Source organism: Bacteroides intestinalis, from assembly GCF_003464595.1.
In the GTDB taxonomy this organism is placed as follows: domain Bacteria; phylum Bacteroidota; class Bacteroidia; order Bacteroidales; family Bacteroidaceae; genus Bacteroides; species Bacteroides intestinalis_A.
Genome location: NZ_QRZF01000015.1, coordinates 53500 through 75505, shown reverse-complemented (window position 1 = coordinate 75505; position 22006 = coordinate 53500). Strand labels below are relative to the sequence as shown.

Below are 22006 nucleotides of genomic sequence, written 5' to 3'. Positions count from 1 at the left end.
AATTATATAGATATGAAAACCGTTATAAAATATAAAACAGCGATATTGTCATTTACTGTCTGCCTGTTTAGCTCATGCGGATCAGATTTCCTTGATCCTAAGCCACTCTCTTTTTATGCTCCTGAAAATGCATTGATTGATGAGGCTGGATTACAAGCGGTATTGGATAAAGCAATGACGACTTTCAGAGGAGAATTTTGTGCCGATCAAGCGCCGTTCTGTACAAATATGAAATATTCGGATATAGCTGTAGACGGTACAACCGATAAGGCGACTCCATGGCAGGATTTGAACAATCAGATGCTTCCTGATGGAAAAAACAACGATTTGGCATATACCAAGATCGGATGGTACTGGGATAATTCTTTTATCAACATTAAAAACTGCAATACGATTATAAACAGAATCGATGAAGCTACATTTAAATCGGAAGAATCGAAGAATGCGCTATTAGGTGGAGCCTATTTTATAAGAGCCTATCGCTACTATATGAAAACCTTGCAGTATGGAGATGTTCCTTTGGTTTTGGATGAACTTACCGAACCCAAAGTTGACTATTACACCACCACAAAAGAATCCATCTGGCTGAAAATGATAAAGGATCTGGAGTTTGCCGTACAGCATGTCCCCGAAGCTAATAAAGTAAATGGTGGACAGGTGACCAAAGCTGCCTGTAAGCATTTGCTTGCTAAGTACTACTTACTCGAAGGAAGATTCGATGATGCTATCCGAATTACAACCGAAGTGATAAACGGTGGAGTTCATAAACTCTGCACTGAACGGTTCGGATCAGATAAGAGCATTGCCAATAAAGATGTGGTATGGGATATGTTCCGTATTGAAAATAAAAGTCTGCCGGAAAATACTGAAGGTCTATTGTTAACTATCGATAGATATGGTATGGAAGGAAATACGAATGGTACTAATGTCATGCGTAATGCACTTCCTTATTTCGGACTAACCGGAGTTATTAAAACGCCCAATGGAGCGAACGGTTTGTCGGATGCAGCTAAGAATGAAATCGGGCTTGTGGAAAAATACGGCAGAGGAATCAGTCGTATCCGTCCCACTTGGTATGCACAAAAAGGTGTATGGATTATCAACCAGATGGAAGATTTTTCAGATTACAGGCATCGGACAGATAATGAAAACTGGATGACTATGGAAATGTTGGTCTATAACAATCCTGCACTGAAGAAAAACGGAAATGAATGGTATGGGAAGAATCTTCAACTGTATAATGATCAGGGAAACATTTTATGTAATGATACCATCAGATGCTGGTTTAGCTGGCCAAATTATAAAACCTGGTATCCCGATCCTGATCGCGTACAACCACAGGGAGGTCCGGGCGACTTCTATATTTTCCGTTTGGCTGAAACCTATTTGCTCAGGGCAGAGGCTTATGTATGGAAAGACGAGTGGCAGAAAGCTGCCGAAGATATAAATACGATACGGAAAAGAGCCAATGCACAATATATGTATTCGGCTGCGGATGTTGAAAAGCAAAAGATAGGTGCCGTATTGGATGAAAGAGCGAGAGAATTGTATTATGAAGAACCGCGTAAAGTGGAATTAACGCGAATGGCTATTATTTATGCCCGGACAGGAATTCCTTGTTACAATGGGAAGACATATACGATGGACAGGCTGACGGAAGATAATTTCTGGTACGACAGGGTAGTAGAAGTCAGTGACTTTTATAATAAAGGTGTACGGACTCCGTACGGAAACTATTTCACTTGTTCACCTTTCCATATATTCTGGCCTATTCCTTCGTATGCAATCAATACGAACTCCGGGGGAATAATCAATCAGAATAAAGGGTATCCTGGTACGGAAAAGAACATTCCTCCTTTGGTATACGAGGGTGATTAAAAAGAATAGAAGAATTAAATCAAAAATAATATGTTTTTAAATAACGATCCTATGAGATATATAACTGGAGCTGTGCTACTTTCATTAAGTTCGGGGGTACTTGCTGGAACTAAAGGAAAAGAAGAACCTACCAAACGTCCGAATATCTTATTCGTGATAAATGATGACCAAAGTTATGCACATACCAGTTTTGCCGGTAGCCGGTTTGTAAATACACCGGGATTCGACAGAGTGGCTTCTAGTGGAATCTACTTCACAAATTGTTATGGCGGCTCTCCGGGGAGTGCACCTTCCAGAAGTAGTTTGGTAACAGGGCGCCATCACTGGCAAAACAAGCAATCCGGACAGCATGCTTCTTCCTGGATGAAAGAGCATGTTCCGTTTGTCGACCTTTTGGAAGCAAGCGGATATTACACCGGTTTCACAGGAAAGGGTGTAGACCCTTTCCAATATGCACGGAACGATCAGGATACATTATGGAGAAAAGGAAACGCTGCCGGACATCCATTCAACAAACATAAATATGAAAAAAACACTTCTTCGGATTTACGTACGGCTAAAGGAATTGGATTGACGGACTATTATAAGAATTTCCGTTCCTTCATGCAGCAACGTAAAGACGGACAGCCTTTTTATTTTTGGTATGGAGCTACCGAGCCTCATCGCGTCTATGAAAAAGGTTCATGGAAACGCAATGGAAAAAGCCTCGATCAGGTAGATGTCCCTGGTTTTCTTCCCGATTCGGAAGAAGTGAGAGGGGATATGCTGGACTATGCCGTAGAAATAGAATGGGCTGATTCGCATTTGTCTAAAATGCTGGAATATCTGGATTCAATAGGTGAACTCAATAATACAATTGTTATAGTAACGGCAGATAATGGCATGCCTTTTCCCCGGGCAAAAGCCAATTGTTTTGAATATGGGGTACATGTTCCTTTCGCAGTTAGTTATCCGAAAGGTTTTCCGGGAAAACGCCGGGTAGATGATCCGATCAGCTTTGTGGATATTGCCCCTACCATTTTGGAAATGGCGGGAGTGAAACCGGATGGAATGCTTCCTATCTCAGGGCGGAGCTTTATGAATATACTTAAATCGAAAAAAGAAGGAATAGTAGATCAGTCGAAAAAGTATGTGTATATGGGCCGTGAGAGGCATTCTTCTTCCCGTTGGCAGAATTTAGGATATCCGCAGCGTGCTGTCCGCAACCAGGATTATCTGTTAATCTGGAACCTTAGGCCGGAACGTTGGCCTGCCGGAGCTCCTCAGATGCTAAATAAGAAAACGGGCGAACTATGCCCCATGTACGGAATCGGTGAAGATGGTACCTTCCATCCCGATTGGGCATTTACTGATGTGGATGATGCACCTTCTAAGACGTTTCTGATAGAGAATTATAAGGACCCCGTTATTCGTCCTTTTTTCGATCTGGCATTTAATAAACGTCCTGAGTTTGAGTTATATCATATTGGCAATGATCCGTTCTGCCTCGATAACCTGATTGGCAAGAAGGGTTATGCTGAGATTGAAAAAGAACTGAAACAAGCTTTATTGAAGGAGCTGAAACGATCGGAAGATCCCCGTATAGTGGGACCTGACAAAGAAATATTTGAATCCTACATCCGGTACAGTCCGATAAGGGAATTCCCTAAACCCGACTGGGCAGAATGATAGAATGAAAATATCATAAGTGCATTAGTTACCAGGGAAGGTCGGAAGGCTTTTCCTGGTTCTTTTTTATACTGTTATGACGTAACAAGGCAAACGTTTCCGGTGAATTACTACCGAAAGATTTCTGAAACTTTTCTTTTCAGATATTTATTCTGTACTTTTGCCCGTGAAGATCTATTGTTAAACCGAAAAAATCCATATGAGGCAACTAAAAGTACTTCTGGTAGTCTTTTTAGCATTCCTATCCCTGCATATCTGTGCCAATGAAACAGACTCTTTGCTTCGTGAACTTGATATGTCTATCAGAAACCGTCCCCAGTACACCTTGAAACGTCAGGAACAAATAGATGCCTTGCAACGGAAACTCCATCTGTCTCATTCCGACCAGGAACGTTATGATCTTTACCGCGAATTATTCGGCAAGTACCGTTCTTACCGCATGGACTCGGCTCTGTGGGTAGCCAATCAGCGCGTAGAACTTGCCAAGCGCATGAAGAATCCCCTTTACATTTATTCGGCAGAACTGAATATTGCCGAAGTGATGATAGGAGTAGCCATGTATAAGGAAGGTCTGGAAATACTGGATGGAATCAAGTCCGCTGATCTGGATGATTCCGGCGTTTCCTATTATTATTATCAGTATCACCAGGTTTATACGTTGATGGCGGATTATGCTTTCTCGGATCAGATGAAAGAACATTACCGGGGTTTGGCATACCAATATAAAGATTCCATTATCAGTATGCGCCGTCCCGGTTCACAGGGGTATCTGTTGATGATGAGTGAAAAGTTGCTGTATGAAGAAAAGTATGATGAGGCCATAGAAATACTGAATAGTTGCTACAAGACCCACGAAGAGAAAGGATACAGTGTTGCCATCCCTTCTATCGGCCTCGCCAATGCTTATGCCTTTATGGGGAATACCGAATTGCAGAAGAAATATCTGGCTATTTCGGCTATTGCAGATATTCAGGCGGCAACGAAGGAATACATCTCCTTGTGGAAGTTAGCGAACCTTCTGTTTCAGGAAGGAGATATAAAGCGTGCTTATACCTATATAGAATGCTCTATGCAAGATGCCACCTTCTGCAATGCACGCTATCGTACACAGGAGATTTCAGAATTGCTTCCCGTTATCAGCCGGACGTACGAAAACAAGTTGAGGGAGGAGAAAACACAGATGGTTGCTCTGGTCATCCTGACATCTGTCCTGCTGATTATATTGCTGGTTGCTCTGATGTTCATTTTCTATCAGATGAAGCGGTTGAATGTAGCCCGAAAAGCGGTGAACACTATGAATGAGGAACTTAAACATATCAATTCCGATCTGCATACACTGAATGATAAGCTGCAGGAATCCAATCAGGTGAAGGAAGAATATATCGGCTATGTATTCAATATGTGTTCCCTCTATATCAACAAACAGGAAGAGCAACGGAAAATGCTTGCCCGTAAAATCAAGACCGGGCAATTGGATGATTTGTATAAGACTGTCAACTCCTCCTCTTTTGTTGCCAATGAGTTGAAAGAATTCTTCTACACGTTCGATAGTGTGTTCCTGAAACTCTATCCTAAGTTCATAGAGCAGTTCAATACTTTGCTTCAGGAAGATGAGCGCATCTGCCCGAAGGAGGGTGAACTGCTGACCCCCGAGTTGCGCGTCTTTGCTCTGATCAGACTGGGTATTACAGATAGTGGGAAGATTGCGAACTTCCTTCATTATTCTGCCCAGACGGTGTATAACTATCGTCTGAAAGTACGGAACAAATCTTTGCTTTCCAAGGATGAATTTATGGAATCCGTGCAGCAAATAGGCTGATAAAACCTCTTTCTTTTTTCCTCAAACGTCTACTTAAATCTACTTTCCTGATTCATTCGGGAAAGTAGATTTGTGCTGTATTTCAGTTGCTTATCGTTTAAAATCTTCTACTAATATCTACTTTATGTATCTACTCAACTCTCTTACCCGGAAAGTTATGCTCTACCTTTGCCGTAGAAATTAAAGTTAACAATAGATTTTCTTTAGGTATTGGTTTTTATTTAGGAAACAGATTACACGGGGATTATAGAATTATTTTTTTATTAACTATAATAATAACCTTATGAAAAACATTTTTAGACTTGTCAAGGGACTTCTCCCTTTGTTGGGATTACTACTATCCCTGTCGCTTTCAGCACAAGACATCGTGGTGAAAGGGCATGTGAAGGACGCTACCGGTGAATCGGTTATCGGAGCTAACATTCTTATTAAAGGTACTTCTATAGGTACTATCTCCGATGTGGACGGCAATTTTACACTGAAGGCGGCTACCGGAAATGTACTTACTGTCACCTGTATCGGTTATAAAGGACAGGAAATCACCGTGACAAACAAACCTCTCATTGTAGTTACCATGCAGGAAGACAGCGAATTGTTGGATGAAGTAGTAGTCATCGGCTACGGACAGGTGAAGAAAGGCGACGTGACCGGATCTTTGCTGACCGTGAAACCGGATGAACTGAACAAAGGTAAGCAATTGACTGCTGAAGATGCTCTGGTGGGTAAAGTTGCCGGTGTGAATATCGTGCCGGGCAATGGTGCACCGGGTAGCGGTGGTACCATCCGTATCCGTATGGGAGCTTCTTTGTCGGCAGATAATGATCCGCTGATTGTTATCGATGGAGTACCCGTAAGCAATACTTCTATCAGTGCTATCAATCCGAATGACATTGCTTCCTTTACAGTATTGAAGGATGCTTCCGCCACAGCTATTTACGGTTCGCGTGCTTCCAATGGTGTCATCATCATCACTACCAAGAAGGGAAGTGCCGACGGTACCTCTCGTCCCTCCTTCAATTACAACGGAAACATGACAGTGAGCAATGTATATCAGTATATGGATGTACTTTCTACTGAAGAATTCCGTCAGGCTTTTGCCGAGCATGCCAATGCTCCGGAGGCTTTCAAGCTGGGCAATGCAGATGTAGACTGGCAGAAAGAAATCTACCGCGTGGCACTGGGTACGGATCATAACTTGTCCATGACCGGAGCTTTGAAGAATATGCCTTACCGTGTATCCGTAGGATATACTAACCAGAATGGTACATTGAAGAATAATAACTACGAGCGTATCAACGCCAGTGTAGGTCTGTCTCCGAAGTTCTTTGATAAACATCTTTCTGTAGATATCAACGTCAAGGGAAGTATTGAGAATAATCAACCGGTTTCAACAGGCGTGATTGGCAGTGCCATCTCTTTTGATCCTACCCGTCCCGTTTACGAAGACTATGAAGGTAATGTAGGTCTGGGATATTATACATGGATGAATGGCGGTAAACCCATCACGCTGGCCGCTGCGAATCCGGTTGCCGATCTGGAACTGGCTGACAAACTCGAAAAGACAAAACGTTCTATCGGTAACATTGCCCTCGACTACAAGGTGCACGGATTAGAAGACCTGCGCTTTAATCTGAATATGGGCTATGATATCCAGAAGAATGACAATCGTGAAAATGTACCCGATCTTGCTCCCTCCATGTACACTGGTAATCAGAATGACGGTACGGGCAAGCGCTATAAATACCATCAGACCAAGCGCAACACCTTGCTCGATTTCTATGCCAATTACGACAAGGAACTGAAAGATCATCACATCAATGTCATGGGTGGTTATGGCTGGCAACGTTTCTGGTATAAGAATAATAGTGTAACCACCGACACCGAAGGCAAAGAACTGGCTACTCCCCAGCATGCCGAAGCCGAACTTTACCTGCTTTCTTTCTATGGACGTGTAAACTACTCCTGGAAGCAACGCTATATGCTGACGGCTACTCTGCGTGCAGATGCTTCTTCACGTTTCTCTCCCGATAACCGTTGGGGTTATTTCCCTTCAGTTGCGGCAGCCTGGCGTGTGAACGAAGAGGCTTTCCTCTCGAACTTCAAAGCCCTGTCCGATTTGAAACTCCGTTTGAGTTACGGGCAGACCGGTCAGCAATCCATCGGTTCTTACTATCAGCACCTGCCGACTTATACGGCATCTTATGACGAATCCCGCTATTACTTCGGTGATCAATGGTATACTACTTACCGTCCCAATGGCTACGATGCCAACATCAAGTGGGAGACTACCGAAACTTATAATATCGGTATCGACTACGGTTTCCTGAACAACCGTATCTCCGGTACGATTGACTATTACTGGCGTACTACCAAAGACCTGCTGAATAAGATATTCGTTCCTGCCGGAAGCAACTTTACCAATATGATTGAAACCAATATCGGTAATATGAAGAGTAAAGGTCTGGAAATCGGTATCAACGTGATTCCTGTGAAGAATAAGGATTGGGAATGGACTGTCAGCGGTAACTTTACCTGGAATACTTCCGAAATTACAAAGCTGAACACTATCGACCGTGAAGACAACTATGTGAAGACAGGTAATGCCGGCGGTACGGGTAAATATCTGCAAGTCCACATGGTAGGCGAAACTCCGAATACTTTCTACCTGTTGCAACAGGCTTATGACGATAATGGTAAGCCGCTGGATGGCAAGTATATCGCAAAAGATGGTTCCATCACCAGCAGCGAAGAAGATGCCAACAAGTACGTGACCGGCAAAAGCTCCAAAGCTCCTTACTACTGCGGTCTCTCTACCCGTCTGACATACAAGAACTGGGATCTGGGTATCAACGGACATGGAAGTTTCGGTGCTTATGTTTATAACTATGTGAAAGCCTCCGATTCTTTGGACGGACTTTATGGCGGAACCGGCGTTTCCAGCAATATTCTGCGTTCTACTCTTGAAACCGGATTTACGCAGGATCGCATCTATACTGATTACTTCCTGGAGAAAGGCGACTTCTTCCGTATCGACAACATTACGTTAGGACATACCTTCGATAAGTTGTGGAACGAAAAGACCTCTCTTCGTCTCTCTTTCACCGTGCAGAATGTATGTACACTGACAGGCTATAGCGGTCTTGACCCGGAAATTTATAGCGGTATCGATAAGAACATCTATCAGCGTCCGCGTATGTTCATGCTGGGAGTAAATCTTAATTTTTAATTCATGAAAAATCAGAAAACAATGAAAACGAAATATTTCAAGTTAGCAAGTATATGTCTGGTATCTCTCTTCCTTCTTTCTTCTTGTCTGGGAGATTTGGATACATTGCCTTTGGACGACAATGAATTGGTGGGCGAGAAGGTTTATTCTACGCCTGAGGGATACATCGGAGTATTGGCAAAATGTTATGCCAGCCTTATCCAGACCGGACAAAAGGGTGGTGATGGCGGAAACGGTGACGTGCCGGGTATTGATGAAGGTTATAGTGGCTATACACGTGCTCTGTTCTATCTGCAAGAGGCTTGTACGGATGAGATCGTTTTCCATTCCGGTGGCGGTCATGGAAGTTTGTCACTGTTGTATATGAACTGGGACCCTTCGACAAAGATTATTTGCTATTCATATTATCGTCTGTATATGGCCATTAATTACTGTAATGAGTTCTTGCGCGAAAGCACGGAAGGGAAATTGAAAGACCGTGGCGTATACGATGCTTTGCAGGCTGAAATGCCTTATTACCGTGCTGAAGCACGCTTCATCCGTGCTTATTGCTACAGCATGATTTGCGACTTGTACGGTTCGGGTCCTTTCATTGATGAAACGATGGATGTAGGTACGATTCCCCATCAGAAGACCCGCCAGGAAATCTACGACTATGTGGTTTCCGAAACGGAAGAACTGGCAACCTTGCTGAAAGAACCGAAGCGGAATGAGTATGGCCGTGTGGATCGTGTATCGGCTTGGTTTCTTCTAGCACGTGTCTATCTGAATGCCGAAACATGGGTAGGCAAGAATGAATATACCAATGCATATAAATATGCCAGGAAGGTGATTACGGAAGGTAATTATCCGTTGGCTTCCGATTACCGTCACATCTTTCTGGCAGATAACAATACTTGCTCCGAAATCATCTGGCCTTTGGTGCAGGATGCTGACTATGCACAAAGCAGTGCTGGAACGAACTTCCTGATTAAAGCATTGATGAATGGTCCGATGGATAGCTATGTAAAAACCGGAGTAGGTAGCCGTGGTTGGGGTAATGCCCGTGTGAAGGTGGCGCTTGTAGACAAGTTTGATGAAGCTGACCAAACCTTCTATGAAAATGATCCCTGGGGAGATAATAAGAAGGATAAGCGTGCACAGTTCTTTACCATCGGTCATACAAAGGAAACCTGGGTAGAAGGTAAGGCTTTCCAGAAGACGTTTGAGAATGGTTATGCGTGCATCAAATGGAGAAATGTAACCAAGGACCGTAAGGAATTGGTAGATGGCGGTACTAAGTATTCGTCTGTAGACCTCCCGATGTTCCGTACGGCAGATGCTTACCTGATGGCTGCTGAGGCTATTCTTCGCGGGGCTGCGGAAGGCACACGTACCGAGGCACTGGGTTATGTAAATGAAATCAGAGACCGTGCTTATATGTCCGGCAACTATGGTGGTGGGGTATCCGGTCGTATTACCGACGGCCAGTTGAATCTGGACTTCATTCTGGATGAAAGAGCCCGTGAGATGAATATGGAGTTGGTGCGTCGCACAGACCTGATCCGCTTCGGCAAATTCACAAAAGGATATAACTGGGATTGGAAAGGTAGCAGTGACGGTGAAGTTGGTACGTATGTGGGTAAAGATGTGAACGATAAGTACAAATTATATCCCATTCCGCAGGATGAGTTTACCACGAACCCATATCTGACGCAGAATCCGGATTATCAGAAATAAAGAAAACAATTAAATAATAACTTGTTTATGAGAATGAAACGAACTCTTTTTTCAATCGTCCTGTTAGCTGCTTTTGCTGTGCAAGGTTTATATGCACAAGCTACGCGCGAAGAAATCTTCAATGATATTGCAACGACAGGTGGTGTATATTACGCTTACCCCGGTCCTTCGGGCGTCCAGACCAAGGCGCCGAAAGGTTATGAACCGTTCTATATCAGCCATTATGGCCGTCATGGTTCCCGCTGGCTGATTGCGGATGAAGACTACGTCCGTGTAATGGAAGTCTTTGAGAAAGCCCACGCAGCCGGAGCATTAACCGATTTGGGCGAAGATGTCCGTAAGCGTCTGGACATTGTCTGGGCAGATGCCAAAGGACACGGCGGCGACCTCAGTCCGGTAGGAGTGAAGCAACAACGAGGCATTGCCGAACGTATGTATCAGGCATTCCCCGAAGTATTTAAAGGTGAACCGCAAATGTCTGCCCGCTCTACCGTAGTTATCCGTTGCGTACTCAGCATGGATGCATTCTGCGAACGGCTGAAGGAATTCAACCCGAAGATGCAGATTGAGCGCGAATCCAGCAATAAGTATATGGATTACCTGAATTTCCATACACAGGAAGCTATGAAGTTTACTTCACGCAAAGGTCCCTGGTATGAGGAATTTCGTAAGTTCGAAGAAGAACATGTCCGTCCGGAACGTCTGATGAATACACTGTTCAATAGCAAAGAGTATATTCGTAAGAATGTAAATCCTGAAGAACTGATGCGCGGTCTGTATTGGGTTGCTTCTGATATGCAGAACGTGGAACCGGAGGTTTGTTTTTATGATATCTTTGAGAAGCAGGAATTGTTTGATATCTGGCAGATACATAATTATAAGAACTATGTATGCGACGGTCCTTCGCCCATGACGAACGGACTGATGCTGGCAAATGCCAAATCTCTGGTCGAGAATATCATGGATTCGGCAGACGCGGCGATTGCCTCCGGTACAAACTCGGCTACTTTCCGCTTCGGACACGACGGTAATGTGATTCCTCTGGTGGGCTTGTTGAGACTGGAGAACTGCTATAATGAAGAGTCCGATCCGGCCAAATTCTATCAGGCATGGTGTAACTTCAAAATGGTGCCTATGGCTGCCAATGTGCAGATTGTTTTCTTCCGTAAGAAAGGCAGTGCAGACGATATTATCGTGAAGTTCATGCTGAACGAGAAAGAAGTGAGCATTCCGGTGAAGACCGACATCGCTCCTTTCTATCACTGGAAGGACGTCAGGGCATTCTACAAAGACCTGCTGTCCCAACTGCCGGATAGACCGTAAATCATAAGGAATACGGAATAGAACGCAAATTACACAGGTTACGCAATTTCTTTCAGGTCTCCTATCGGTTGCCTTATATAAGACGAAAAATTGCGTAATTTGTGTAATTTGCGTTCTGTCTTTATTCCCCACTTGCTTTTTTTCCGTACTTTCGTGCATTCATCCAATAAAATTAAAGAAGAACGATATGAAAATACGTGTAGGCTTTGGCTTCGATGTACACCAGTTGGTGGCAGGGCGTGAACTTTGGTTAGGCGGTATCCGCCTGGAACATGAGAAAGGATTACTCGGACATTCGGATGCCGACGTGCTGATCCATACCATTTGTGATGCCTTGCTGGGAGCCGCCAATATGCGTGATATCGGTTATCATTTTCCCGATACCGCAGGAGAATTCAAGGACATAGACAGCAAAATATTACTGAAGAAAACCGTAGAACTGATTGCAACCAAAGGCTATTCCGTGGGCAACATTGATGCAACCATCTGTGCGGAACGCCCCAAACTGAAATCTCATATTCCCGCCATGCAGCAGACGCTTGCCAAAGTAATGGGAATAGATGAAGACGACATCTCCATCAAAGCTACTACTACGGAAAAGCTTGGCTTTACCGGTCGCGAAGAAGGTATCTCTGCTTATGCAACAGTCCTGATTACCAAAGAATAATTGATTCTGACCTAATAACTACCTAAAACTAATCACTAACATGAAGAGAATCTCTTTAACCCTTTGTCTGGCTTTTCTGACAGTTCTGTTCTGCCAGGCACAGGTTTCCCCCTTAAAGTTTAACAAGAACGGAGAGTTTAAAATCGTCCAGTTTACCGACATCCATTTCAAGTATGGTAATCCTGCTTCGGATATTGCTTTGAAGCGCATCAATGAAGTGCTTGATGCCGAACGTCCCGACTTGGTTGTTTTCACAGGAGATGTGGTTTATGCCGCACCTGCGGATACGGCTATGCGAACCGTGCTTGCCTGTGCTTCTTCCCGCAAGCTGCCTTTTGTTGTTACTTTCGGTAACCATGATAATGAACAAGGTAAAACCCGTGCCGAGCTCTATGATGTCATCCGTTCCATGCCTTACAACATTCAGCCCGATCGCGGAACAGTCGAATCTCCCGATTACGTTCTTGCAGTGAAGTCTTCGGATGGCAAGAAAGATGCTTCTGTGCTCTATTGCCTCGACTCTCATTCGTATTCCAAGTTGCCCGATGTGAAAGGGTACGACTGGCTCACGTTCGATCAGGTAAACTGGTATCGTCAGCAAAGTGCTGCCTTTACCGCTAAGAATGATGGGAAACCTTTGCCTGCTTTGGCATTTTTCCACATTCCCTTGCCCGAATATAATGAAGCGGCTTCCGATGAGAATGCTATTCTCTATGGTACGCGTATGGAAAAAGCTTGTGCCCCTGCTATTAATACCGGTATGTTTGCTGCCATGAAAGAGGCGGGCGACGTGATGGGTACTTTTGTTGGTCACGACCATGATAATGATTATTCGGTCATGTGGAAAGGTATCGTACTGGCCTATGGACGCTTCACTGGCGGTAATACGGAATATAATCACCTTTCAAACGGTGCCCGTGTGATTGTATTGAAGGAGGGCAAACGCACCTTTACTTCCTGGATACACCTGAAAGGCGGCGAGTTGATAGATAAGACCGTTTATCCTGACAGCTACGTGAAAGACGACTGGCGTAAACGTCCGTTGGTTAGGGAATAACCCTTCTGATAAGAACTCCCTTACATGTCATGCAAAAGATGCCACCTTTTACAGTGAAAGATGCCATCTTATGTTACAAAAGATGCCACCTTTTACATCAAAAGATGGCATCTTTTACATCAAGCCTCAAGATGTTCCAGGTCTTTACCCTTAGTTATCTTGCTCAACCGAAGTAACCTGCTTACCGTTCACCTCTACGTTTTCGAGTGTTAAGTTCACTACATTGTCCATCTGTATGGCTTTCGGTGCTTTCTTCACCTTTATATTTCGCAGGGTAATGTTGTATAGTTTGGCTTCCGGTAATCCATTTGCCATAAGTGCTACGCTATCTACACGGTTACAAGTCACATCTTCTATACAGATATTACGGAAGAGTGTCGGATGATTTCCACCGCGGTATCCGTGATAATTTGTACGGAAGTTAATTACTCCCCACAGGCAGACATCCGCTTCTATCCGGCGCATATTCAGATTCTCGAAGTATCCGCCACGGTCCAGATTTGATTTGAAGTAAATTCCGTTGCGGCAACTGTCTATCTTGCAATCCTCGATAAAAATATTCCGTACTCCGCCGGACATTTCACTACCGATGGTAATAGCCCACCGGGCGAAGTGGCAATTCCGGATAATTACGTTCTCCGTAGCCTGTCCGATGCGCCAACCGTCCTGGTCGCGCCCAGATTTGATGGCGATACCATCATCCCCCACGTTGAAGTCCATGTTTTCAATCAGTACGTTGGTGCTCGATTCCGGATCACAACCATCGTTATTGTAGTTGTTACTGTCTATATATACATTGCGTACGGTGACATTATCGCAGAATACAGGATGGATGATCCAGAAGGGAGAATCGTAGATTTGCACATCTTCCACCAGTACATTTTTGCAGCCGTAGAACTGTATCATGCAGGGGCGCAGGTAATGCCCTTCTCCAAATACACGTTCGTATACCGGAATGGAGTCGATGCCCATTTGACGCAGACGATTCACAGCAGGCCCTTGCAATGCATGCCAGTCGTTGAATGTTACAGCCCCGTTTCCATCAATCGTACCTTTACCGGTCAGGGCAATGTTAGTACATTGATATGCATAGATGAAAGGGGAGTAGTTGAAACATTCTGTTCCTTCCCATTTGGTCAATACCATGGGGAGATAGTCGGAAGCTACGGTGGAGAATTCCAGGCGTGCACCTTCGGCTACATGTAGATTCACGTTACTTTTCAGAAGGATGGAACCTTTGCTGAAATAGTTTCCGGCAGGAATGAGTACAGTGCCACCACCGTTTTGATTGCATTGGTTGACGGCTTCCAGTATGGCAGGACGGCTGTCGAAAGTCGTATCACTCTTTGCTCCATAGGCAGTTACGTCATATATGCTGTCCGGAAACGTAGGGGGAACAATCTTTTTCAGGATTTCGAGAACCCTTGCCCATTCACCGGATTCTTTGCGGGGAGTAGCGGTACTGTTGCATGCTGTCCAGAGGATAGGGAGCAGACAGACCCAAAAAACAATTTTCTTCATGGTATTTATATAAATAATGTGTGCGGCAAAAATACTTGTTTCTTACCTAATTAGTATGATTTTCATGTAAGAATTTAGTTTAATGTCCAATTTCTTAGGGCTATAGAAGTCAGAATCTTAAATCTGCAATCTTCAATTTGATGGCATGCTTGCGAAGTTACAAGGTAATGAGTCTTTATTTTTTTATAAGATAGTCACCTCTGTATTGTATTAATTATTACTTTTGTATAATTGGTAACCTCAAAAAGTCAAATCATGAAAAACAAGTTGTTTATATTCTGCGTGTTTATTTCCTTGTACTTTCCGATGGCTTTCTCACAACAAGCTACTACTGTAATTGAGCCTGATTTAAAGTATGGCAGACCCTCCAAAGAAGAGGTGGCATTGACTGCATACGCTCCTGATACCACTGCAACTGCAGTTTATTTATTTCATAAGGGTAAAAGTGGATTTACTTACGATGATGGTTTCCAGTTGTTTACGGAACATTGGGTGCGTATTAAGATACTGAAACCGCAGGGAGTATCGCATGCAGATGTGACCATTCCTTACTATGCACCTTCTGACAGAGATAAAGAGAAAGACGGTATTCTGGACTTGGACGGATGCTCTTATAATCTGGAAAATGGGAAAATTACCAAGACTCGTCTGAAGCGGGAACTGGTTTCCAATGAACGGGTGAATACCTATTACAAAGTATTAAAGTTTTCGTTGCCTGCTGTCAAGGTTGGAACGGTTATAGAATATCATTATAAAGTGGTTTCTGATTATTCTGTGCACATAGAAAATTGGATGATGCAGGAAGAACTTCCTGTAATATACAACCAATATGAAATAACCATTCCACATGTATTTGTATACAATGTTGAGTTCAGAGGCCGTCAATATATAGATGTTCTGGAAGAGAAAAGCTCGATGCAGGCCAAGCAACACACGACAAGTGGTGTAGCAAGAGTTGCCCATGACTTTTCTATTTCAGCACGGAGACTAACATTCACCTCCCGGAATTTGCCTGCCATCCGTCAGGATGAATCTTTCTGTTGGTGTCCGGAGGATTATAAAATACAGGTCAGCTTCGATCTGCAAGGCACTAATTATCCGGGTGAAGACTATAAGCCTTACAGCCAGAACTGGGAAGATGTGGACAAGCAACTGACCAGGGAAGAGAGTCAGAGTTTCGGTGCGAACTTGTTGTGGAAGAATCCATATATTGAAGAGATGCGGGAACTTAGTCGTTCAGGCAATTTGGATTTTAACAAAAAAGTAATAGGAACATTCCAATTGCTAAAGCAGAAGTTTTCATGGAATGGAGAATATAAATTGCATAGTGAAAATCTGGATAAAGTACTTAAGACCGGAACCGGCAGTAACGCTGATTTAAATTTTATCTTTATCGGCATGCTCAAAAGCTTTGGTATCAAAGCTTATCCTGTTGTCATGAGTCGGCGCTCTGTAGGAATGTTGCCGGTCAGTTTCCCTTCCCTTCAGAAGTTGAACACTTTTGTGGTTGCTATTTATGATGAGGTTAGAGGCAAATATGTTTATTTGGATGGCTCGATGGATGTACCTGCTCTTAATGTGCTACCTATTGAATTGTCTGTAACTAAAGCGCGTATACTTTCTGCAGATATACCTGAAAATAAGAAGTGGGTGAATTTGCAGGAGATACCTACCAACCAGATTTTTATGAAGATTAGTGCGAATGCTCAGGGAAATCAGATAACGGGGCGCCGGACTACTATTCTGAAGGGATATGATGCCCTTGAATATAGGAAAGAGTATCAGACCAAAGACTCTCTTGTAAATAAGCAGGAATTGGTTAAAGAAAAGCTGGCTATCAGCAATCTGAAACGAACAGAGATGGAAGATGACTTTGCAACCATACAGGAAGATTTTGATTTTATACTTGAAGCAGAGAAGTCGGAGGACCACATCTATATCAATCCGATGCTATTCCCGCAGTTGACCAAGAACCCCTTTATACAGTCGGAGCGAATTCTTCCGGTTGAGTTTCCCTATCTGTATCGGTTGAATCTCTCTTGTGCACTGACGCTTCCCGAAGGATATGAAGTGGAAGAAATACCTCACTCGCAAGTAGTGAAGACTGAAGATGGTAAACTGCAATGCAAATATATGATTCAAAGAAACGGAAACAATCTCATTGTGAACTATTCATTCAGCTTGAATTCCTCTGTTATGCCTTCCGAGTATTATAGCCAGTTGCAGGAAATATGGAATAAGGCCGTTGAGATGAATCAGGCTCTCATAGTACTAAAAAAACTATAACAGTGTACAAATGCAGATGATAAATCTTGCAAGGATTGTTATATAGTCATTGTTTTATGTGGCAAATAAATGATAATTTCATTAGTTTTGCTGCAAGAAAAAGAAATTTATATGGATAAGATAAAAACTGGATTGGCCGCTTTCGGAATGTCGGGGCAGGTGTTTCATGCTCCTTTTATTTCTACCAATCCCCATTTTGAGTTGACTGCGATTACGGAACGCAGCAAGGAATTGTCGAAGGTGAAATATCCGCAATCCCGTATCGTGCGTAGTTTTGAAGAATTGATAGGGATGGAGGAGTTGGAACTGGTTGTTGTAAATACTCCGGATAGTTCCCATTATGAATATGCCCGTCGTGCTCTCGAAGCCGGAAAGCATGTTGTTGTGGAAAAACCTTTCACTACTACCGTAGAAGAAGGGGAAGAACTTGTGGCTCTTGCTGCTGAAAAAGGATTAACCCTGAGTGTGTACCAGAATCGCCGTTGGGATTGCGACTTCCTGACCGTGAAAGAAATATTGGACAAAGGCCTGTTAGGTCGTCTGGTAGAATTTGAATCCACCTTTCCCCGTTACCGGAATTTCATCAAACCCAATACCTGGAAAGAAACCGGGGAGAGTGGCGGAGGCCTGACTTATAATCTGGGTGCCCACGTCATAGATCAGGCTGTGCAGTTGTTCGGTATGCCCGAAGCTGTATTTGCCGATATTGCAACTTTGCGTACCGGTGGTAAAGTGGATGATTACTTCATTATCCATTTACTGAAACCTGCCCACGCGCCGGAAGTGAAGATTACACTGAAAGCCAGTTATCTGATGTGTGAGAATGAACCTCGCTTTGTACTTCATGGCACGGAAGGTTCGTATGTGAAGTACGGTCTTGATCCTCAGGAAGCAGATCTAACTAAAGGCATACTGCCGGATACTCCGCATTGGGGAGAGGAAGATAAATCCCAGTGGGGAATACTTCATACGGAAAAGAATGGGGATGTGGTGCGTGAATCCTATCCAACCCTTCCCGGTAACTATGCTGCTTTCTATGAGAATATTTATCAGCATGTCCGTAAAGGAGAGGTCTTGCAAAGTGATGCCCGCGGAGTTCTTGGTGTCATCCGGCTGATTGAAGCGGCTTGGGAAAGTAGTCGGACAGGAAGTGTTATCAGATTATAACCTGACTTATGGATAAAAAAGCGATTGTTCTTTCCGTTGCCGGTTCCGACAGTTCCGGTGGTGCAGGCATACAGGCGGATATAAAGACTATCTCCGCATTGGGCGGATATGCTGCTACGGCAATCACTGCAATCACTGTGCAGAATACATTAGGTGTGCAAGCTGTCCATCCTGTGCCGGCAGAACTGGTAGGCAAGCAGATGCAGGCTGTGATGGAAGATTTACGGCCGGATGCCGTTAAGATAGGTATGACCGGAAATGTGGAGATTATTAGTGAAATTGCACGGTTGTTACATCAATATTCACCCCGGCAGGTGGTTCTCGATCCGGTAATGGTTTCTACCAGTGGGCACAATCTGATGACGGGTGAGGCAGTGGAAGCTATCTGTACGCTATTGCTTCCGGAAGTGTCTCTTGTTACTCCTAATTTACACGAAACAGAGGTTCTGCTACAGCAACCTGTTCATACGGTTGATGAAATGGAGGATGCTGCATGCCGCTTGTTTGAAAAGTATCACTGTGCCTTTCTTATTAAGGGAGGTCATTTGAAGGGTAATGAAATGTGTGATGTGCTTTATGATGGAAATCAACTGAATATCTTTGGTAGCAATCGCATCCGTTCCGGCAATCTGCATGGTACAGGGTGTACACTTTCATCCGCAATTGCTACATTCCTGGCACAAGGGGCATCTTTGTATGAAGCTGTGGAGCAAGCCAAGGAATACATTTCTTGTGCTATCGAAGCCGGAAAAGATTTGCATATAGGGCAGGGGAATGGTCCTTTATGGCATTTTCCGTCTTTGATAAGTCCGGTAAATAACAAATAAAGACATGAAATTCATTATCATTACATCTCCGGACTTTCTTCCGGATGAGGCGCGTATCCTCACTGAACTTTTTAAGGTAGGACTGGATTTATTGCATTTACGTAAGCCGGAGGCTGAAATCTATGAAGTGGAAAGTCTTCTACAGGAAATCCCGATGAAATATAGAAACCGGATTGTTATTCATGACTTCTTCCTTCTGAAAGAGAAGTATTCTTTAGGAGGGATTCACCTGAATTCCCGTCATCCGGAAGCACCTGAAAATTATCATGGACTATTAAGTCGTGCCTGTCATAGCTTGGAAGAGGTGGAAACCACAACACCTCGGTTTGATTATGTACTCATGAGCCCCGTTTACGACAGTATTTCCAAACAAGGATATCGTTCGGGCTATTCAACAGAGGCACTGAGACAAGCGCAAGAAAAAGGCATTATCAGTGAAAAAGTGATTGCTCTGGGTGGAATCAGTGAAGCAAACCTTGCAGAAATCAAATCTTTAGGTTTCGGTGGTGCTGCTTTATTGGGTGATATTTGGAACCGTTATCATGCATGGGAAGACACCGAACAGCTGCTTACCCATTTCAGAAAACTGAAACATTGTGCAGAATAATCTTTTTCTTCCCATGAAAATGATAGCCGGTTTCTTATTTGAAGTATAATTTAATGAGGCAAGGGTTATCATCCTCCTGCCGGGACATCAATTTCTGATATTCTTCCGGAGTCAATACGGATTGATACGCTTCGAATTCTTCATTGAAAGAAAACTGCATGATATATTCATCTTCAAAAGCTTCCGGCCTGATCAGTATCCCCTCTTGGGTGTCCTTGAATAAGAAACTCTTTCCATCGCTCTTCCGGTAAAAAAGATTCTTTAAAGTCAGATTCGGAAACCAACCGTATGATAATCCGGCATAAAAGAACTTTTCATTCTGATATTGTGATCTTAGTAAATAAGGTATCGTATTCTCTTTCAGATATTGGGTTAGAAGCCGTCCTTCTTCTGCCTGATTGTCGTCGGTAAAAGTAAATTTATAGCTGGAGATATCGATGTTGTCTTCGCCAAAATCCCATTTATAAGCTAATAGCAGGCTATCTTCCGTAATCTCATAGACCGCATTATCGTGAAAAGCAGGAGCAAAGTAGCTTTTCTTATGATAAGTATAGAAATTGCCCGGTGCTACGGAATTCAGGATGCGTGATCCTTTCCATAAACTATTCACCTCTTTTCCGGTATCTGCCTCCACAATGGTGATACACGGTTCGTCGCTACTATTGGGAATTGTCCATGTTATGATTTTGTCTCCCATCGCTACCATAGACTGGTAATTACTTTTTTCCGGTAACCGTATCTGCTTAATGAACTGCCCTTCCAGATCATAAACATATAAACTACCGAAAGGTGAAAGCAACTTTACCTGTTTCCGGCTTTCATCCACAATCATGTCATAAACTTCCCGATACTCTCCGGGACCTTGTCCTTTCTTGCCGATTGTATGCAGGAAGTGCCCTTCGTCATCGAATACAAATACTTGGAAACTTTTCCAGTCAAGGATATAGTTTCTGTTGTTACCGGTAGTGATTTTTACAGGAGCTCTCAGCAGACAACTATCTGTCGTTTCCAGAGGAATCACCTGAATACTGTCAAAAATTTCATGTATAGATAGTGTCGAGGGCCGTAGATCTGCCTGTAAGATATTGTTTTGAGTATTGCTCCCCGTATTATTATTCCTGCATGAGGCTAATAATATGCTTACTGCTAAAAAGAAGAAATATTTCATGATGTGTCAGTAATAAATTTGCTAAATATTTATCAAAGTGTTCGTAGGAAACAAAGTTATATAATTTTGTTGTTCATTGATAATTTCTGCCGGAGAAAATAACACCTGATAAGAAAAATAGATTTAGCAAGGTCACAAAAGGATAAAACAATATACGGGCGAAAGATTTCCGTCTCTATCAATTGTATGTGACATCGTAGAAACGGATAATCGCTCGCTCGGTATATATGGGAAAATAGTCTATGAAAGATTTATTTCTTCAACTTTGCAATAATCTCTTCAGCAACCTTTTTACCTGACATCAACATGCCGCCGAAGATAGGGCCCATGCGTGGAGTTCCCGAAACGGCAGAAGCTGCCATACCGCAAACGTACAGTCCCGGATAAATTTCTTTTGTACCGTTTACTACTTCTTCTTCTCCTGCAATTACGTCCAATGAACGTTCACCAATCACACCACCTGTTTCGGTGGCCAGGCGACTGCCATTTTTGCGTGCCACGGTAGCGGCGATTTCGCTGTCGTGTCCTGTTCCGTCCACTACTATTTTGGCAAGGATGTTCAGTGGGTCTACGTGCATACCTTCGCGCAATACGGGAGTCCAGTTTACGACTACTCCATTTACTGTGTTATTTTTGAAAATAACATCTTCTACAGAATAACAGTTGAATACGGTGGCTCCTGCATGTACGGCATGGTAAAGCAATGCGGAAGTACTTTCCACAGAGTCCATTACATAGAGCCCGTCTTCATACTTCTCGTGGTTGATATTGAATTCTTTTATAATATCAATGGCTTCTTCCTGAATTACAATCTGGTTGAACATCATAGCGCCACCCCACATGCCACCGCCGGGGGCAAGTTTACGGTCAAACTGTGCTACTTTCAATCCGGCCTTTGCCAGATAGTAAGCAGCTACGATACCCGACGGGCCACCACCTACAATGGCTACATCCAGATCAAGGTTTCTTTCTAATTTCTCAAAATAGGTACTAATGATACCTTTGGATACTTTTGTTTCAATCATGTTCTTATAAGTTTAAAAAGTTATTTTGTTCTTTATGAATAATACAAA

The 22006-nt window shown here is 43.3% G+C and carries 15 protein-coding genes; 12 read left to right on the top strand and 3 right to left on the bottom strand.

Annotated elements, in window-relative coordinates; all coding sequences use genetic code 11:
- Positions 1 to 12: 12 nt before the first annotated feature.
- The 8 genes from DWW10_RS18405 to DWW10_RS18370 all read left to right on the top strand — a co-directional run bounded on the left by DWW10_RS18405 (position 13) and on the right by DWW10_RS18370 (position 13357).
- A complete protein-coding gene (locus DWW10_RS18405; RefSeq protein WP_022393483.1) occupies positions 13 to 1878 on the top strand; it encodes a RagB/SusD family nutrient uptake outer membrane protein in 1866 nt (621 codons plus the stop codon).
- A gap of 51 nt (positions 1879 to 1929) precedes the next feature.
- Positions 1930 to 3546, top strand: coding sequence for a sulfatase family protein (locus DWW10_RS18400; RefSeq protein ID WP_118422051.1), 1617 nt, complete (start codon positions 1930 to 1932; stop codon positions 3544 to 3546).
- A 199-nt stretch (positions 3547 to 3745) separates the two neighbouring features.
- Positions 3746 to 5365 carry a DUF6377 domain-containing protein gene (locus DWW10_RS18395; RefSeq protein WP_118422037.1) on the top strand — a complete coding sequence of 540 codons (1620 nt, stop codon included), beginning with the start codon at positions 3746 to 3748 and terminating at the stop codon, positions 5363 to 5365.
- 283 nt (positions 5366 to 5648) lie between these two features.
- Complete coding sequence (locus tag DWW10_RS18390) at positions 5649 to 8591, top strand: SusC/RagA family TonB-linked outer membrane protein (protein WP_118422036.1); 2943 nt, start codon at positions 5649 to 5651, stop codon at positions 8589 to 8591.
- Positions 8592 to 8612: 21 nt separating this feature from the next.
- Positions 8613 to 10310, top strand: coding sequence for a RagB/SusD family nutrient uptake outer membrane protein (locus DWW10_RS18385; protein ID WP_182021467.1), 1698 nt, complete (start codon positions 8613 to 8615; stop codon positions 10308 to 10310).
- 27 nt (positions 10311 to 10337) lie between these two features.
- On the top strand, positions 10338 to 11633 hold the full coding sequence (locus DWW10_RS18380; RefSeq protein WP_007659621.1) for a histidine-type phosphatase: 1296 nt from the start codon (positions 10338 to 10340) through the stop codon (positions 11631 to 11633).
- A 187-nt stretch (positions 11634 to 11820) separates the two neighbouring features.
- Complete coding sequence (gene ispF, locus DWW10_RS18375; protein ID WP_007210486.1) at positions 11821 to 12300, top strand: 2-C-methyl-D-erythritol 2,4-cyclodiphosphate synthase; 480 nt, start codon at positions 11821 to 11823, stop codon at positions 12298 to 12300.
- A 40-nt stretch (positions 12301 to 12340) separates the two neighbouring features.
- The gene (locus DWW10_RS18370) at positions 12341 to 13357 is read left to right on the top strand and encodes a metallophosphoesterase family protein (RefSeq protein ID WP_118422034.1); all 1017 of its coding nucleotides are present in this window, start codon (positions 12341 to 12343) and stop codon (positions 13355 to 13357) included.
- Between the two features lie 150 nt (positions 13358 to 13507).
- Here DWW10_RS18370 and DWW10_RS18365 read toward each other — a convergent pair whose 3' ends face one another.
- A complete protein-coding gene (locus DWW10_RS18365) occupies positions 13508 to 14878 on the bottom strand; it encodes a glycoside hydrolase family 28 protein (RefSeq protein WP_118422033.1) in 1371 nt (456 codons plus the stop codon).
- A 255-nt stretch (positions 14879 to 15133) separates the two neighbouring features.
- Here DWW10_RS18365 and DWW10_RS18360 point away from each other — a divergent pair, with 255 nt between their 5' ends.
- From DWW10_RS18360 to DWW10_RS18345, 4 genes are all read left to right on the top strand, one after another.
- A complete protein-coding gene (locus DWW10_RS18360; RefSeq protein WP_118422032.1) occupies positions 15134 to 17164 on the top strand; it encodes a DUF3857 domain-containing protein in 2031 nt (676 codons plus the stop codon).
- A 111-nt stretch (positions 17165 to 17275) separates the two neighbouring features.
- Positions 17276 to 18331, top strand: a complete 1056-nt coding sequence (locus DWW10_RS18355; protein WP_118422031.1) for a Gfo/Idh/MocA family oxidoreductase — start codon at positions 17276 to 17278, stop codon at positions 18329 to 18331.
- An 8-nt stretch (positions 18332 to 18339) separates the two neighbouring features.
- A complete protein-coding gene (gene thiD, locus DWW10_RS18350) occupies positions 18340 to 19158 on the top strand; it encodes a bifunctional hydroxymethylpyrimidine kinase/phosphomethylpyrimidine kinase (protein ID WP_022391841.1) in 819 nt (272 codons plus the stop codon).
- A 4-nt stretch (positions 19159 to 19162) separates the two neighbouring features.
- Positions 19163 to 19765, top strand: coding sequence for a thiamine phosphate synthase (locus DWW10_RS18345; RefSeq protein ID WP_022391840.1), 603 nt, complete (start codon positions 19163 to 19165; stop codon positions 19763 to 19765).
- A 34-nt stretch (positions 19766 to 19799) separates the two neighbouring features.
- Here the strand turns inward: DWW10_RS18345 and DWW10_RS18340 are convergent, their stop codons facing one another.
- Positions 19800 to 20933: a 6-bladed beta-propeller gene (locus DWW10_RS18340; protein ID WP_118422030.1), complete on the bottom strand. Its 1134-nt coding sequence runs from the start codon at positions 20931 to 20933 to the stop codon at positions 19800 to 19802.
- A gap of 251 nt (positions 20934 to 21184) precedes the next feature.
- The gene (locus DWW10_RS18335) at positions 21185 to 21958 is read right to left on the bottom strand and encodes a sulfide-dependent adenosine diphosphate thiazole synthase (protein WP_007659628.1); all 774 of its coding nucleotides are present in this window, start codon (positions 21956 to 21958) and stop codon (positions 21185 to 21187) included.
- Between the last annotated feature and the right edge of the window lie 48 nt (positions 21959 to 22006).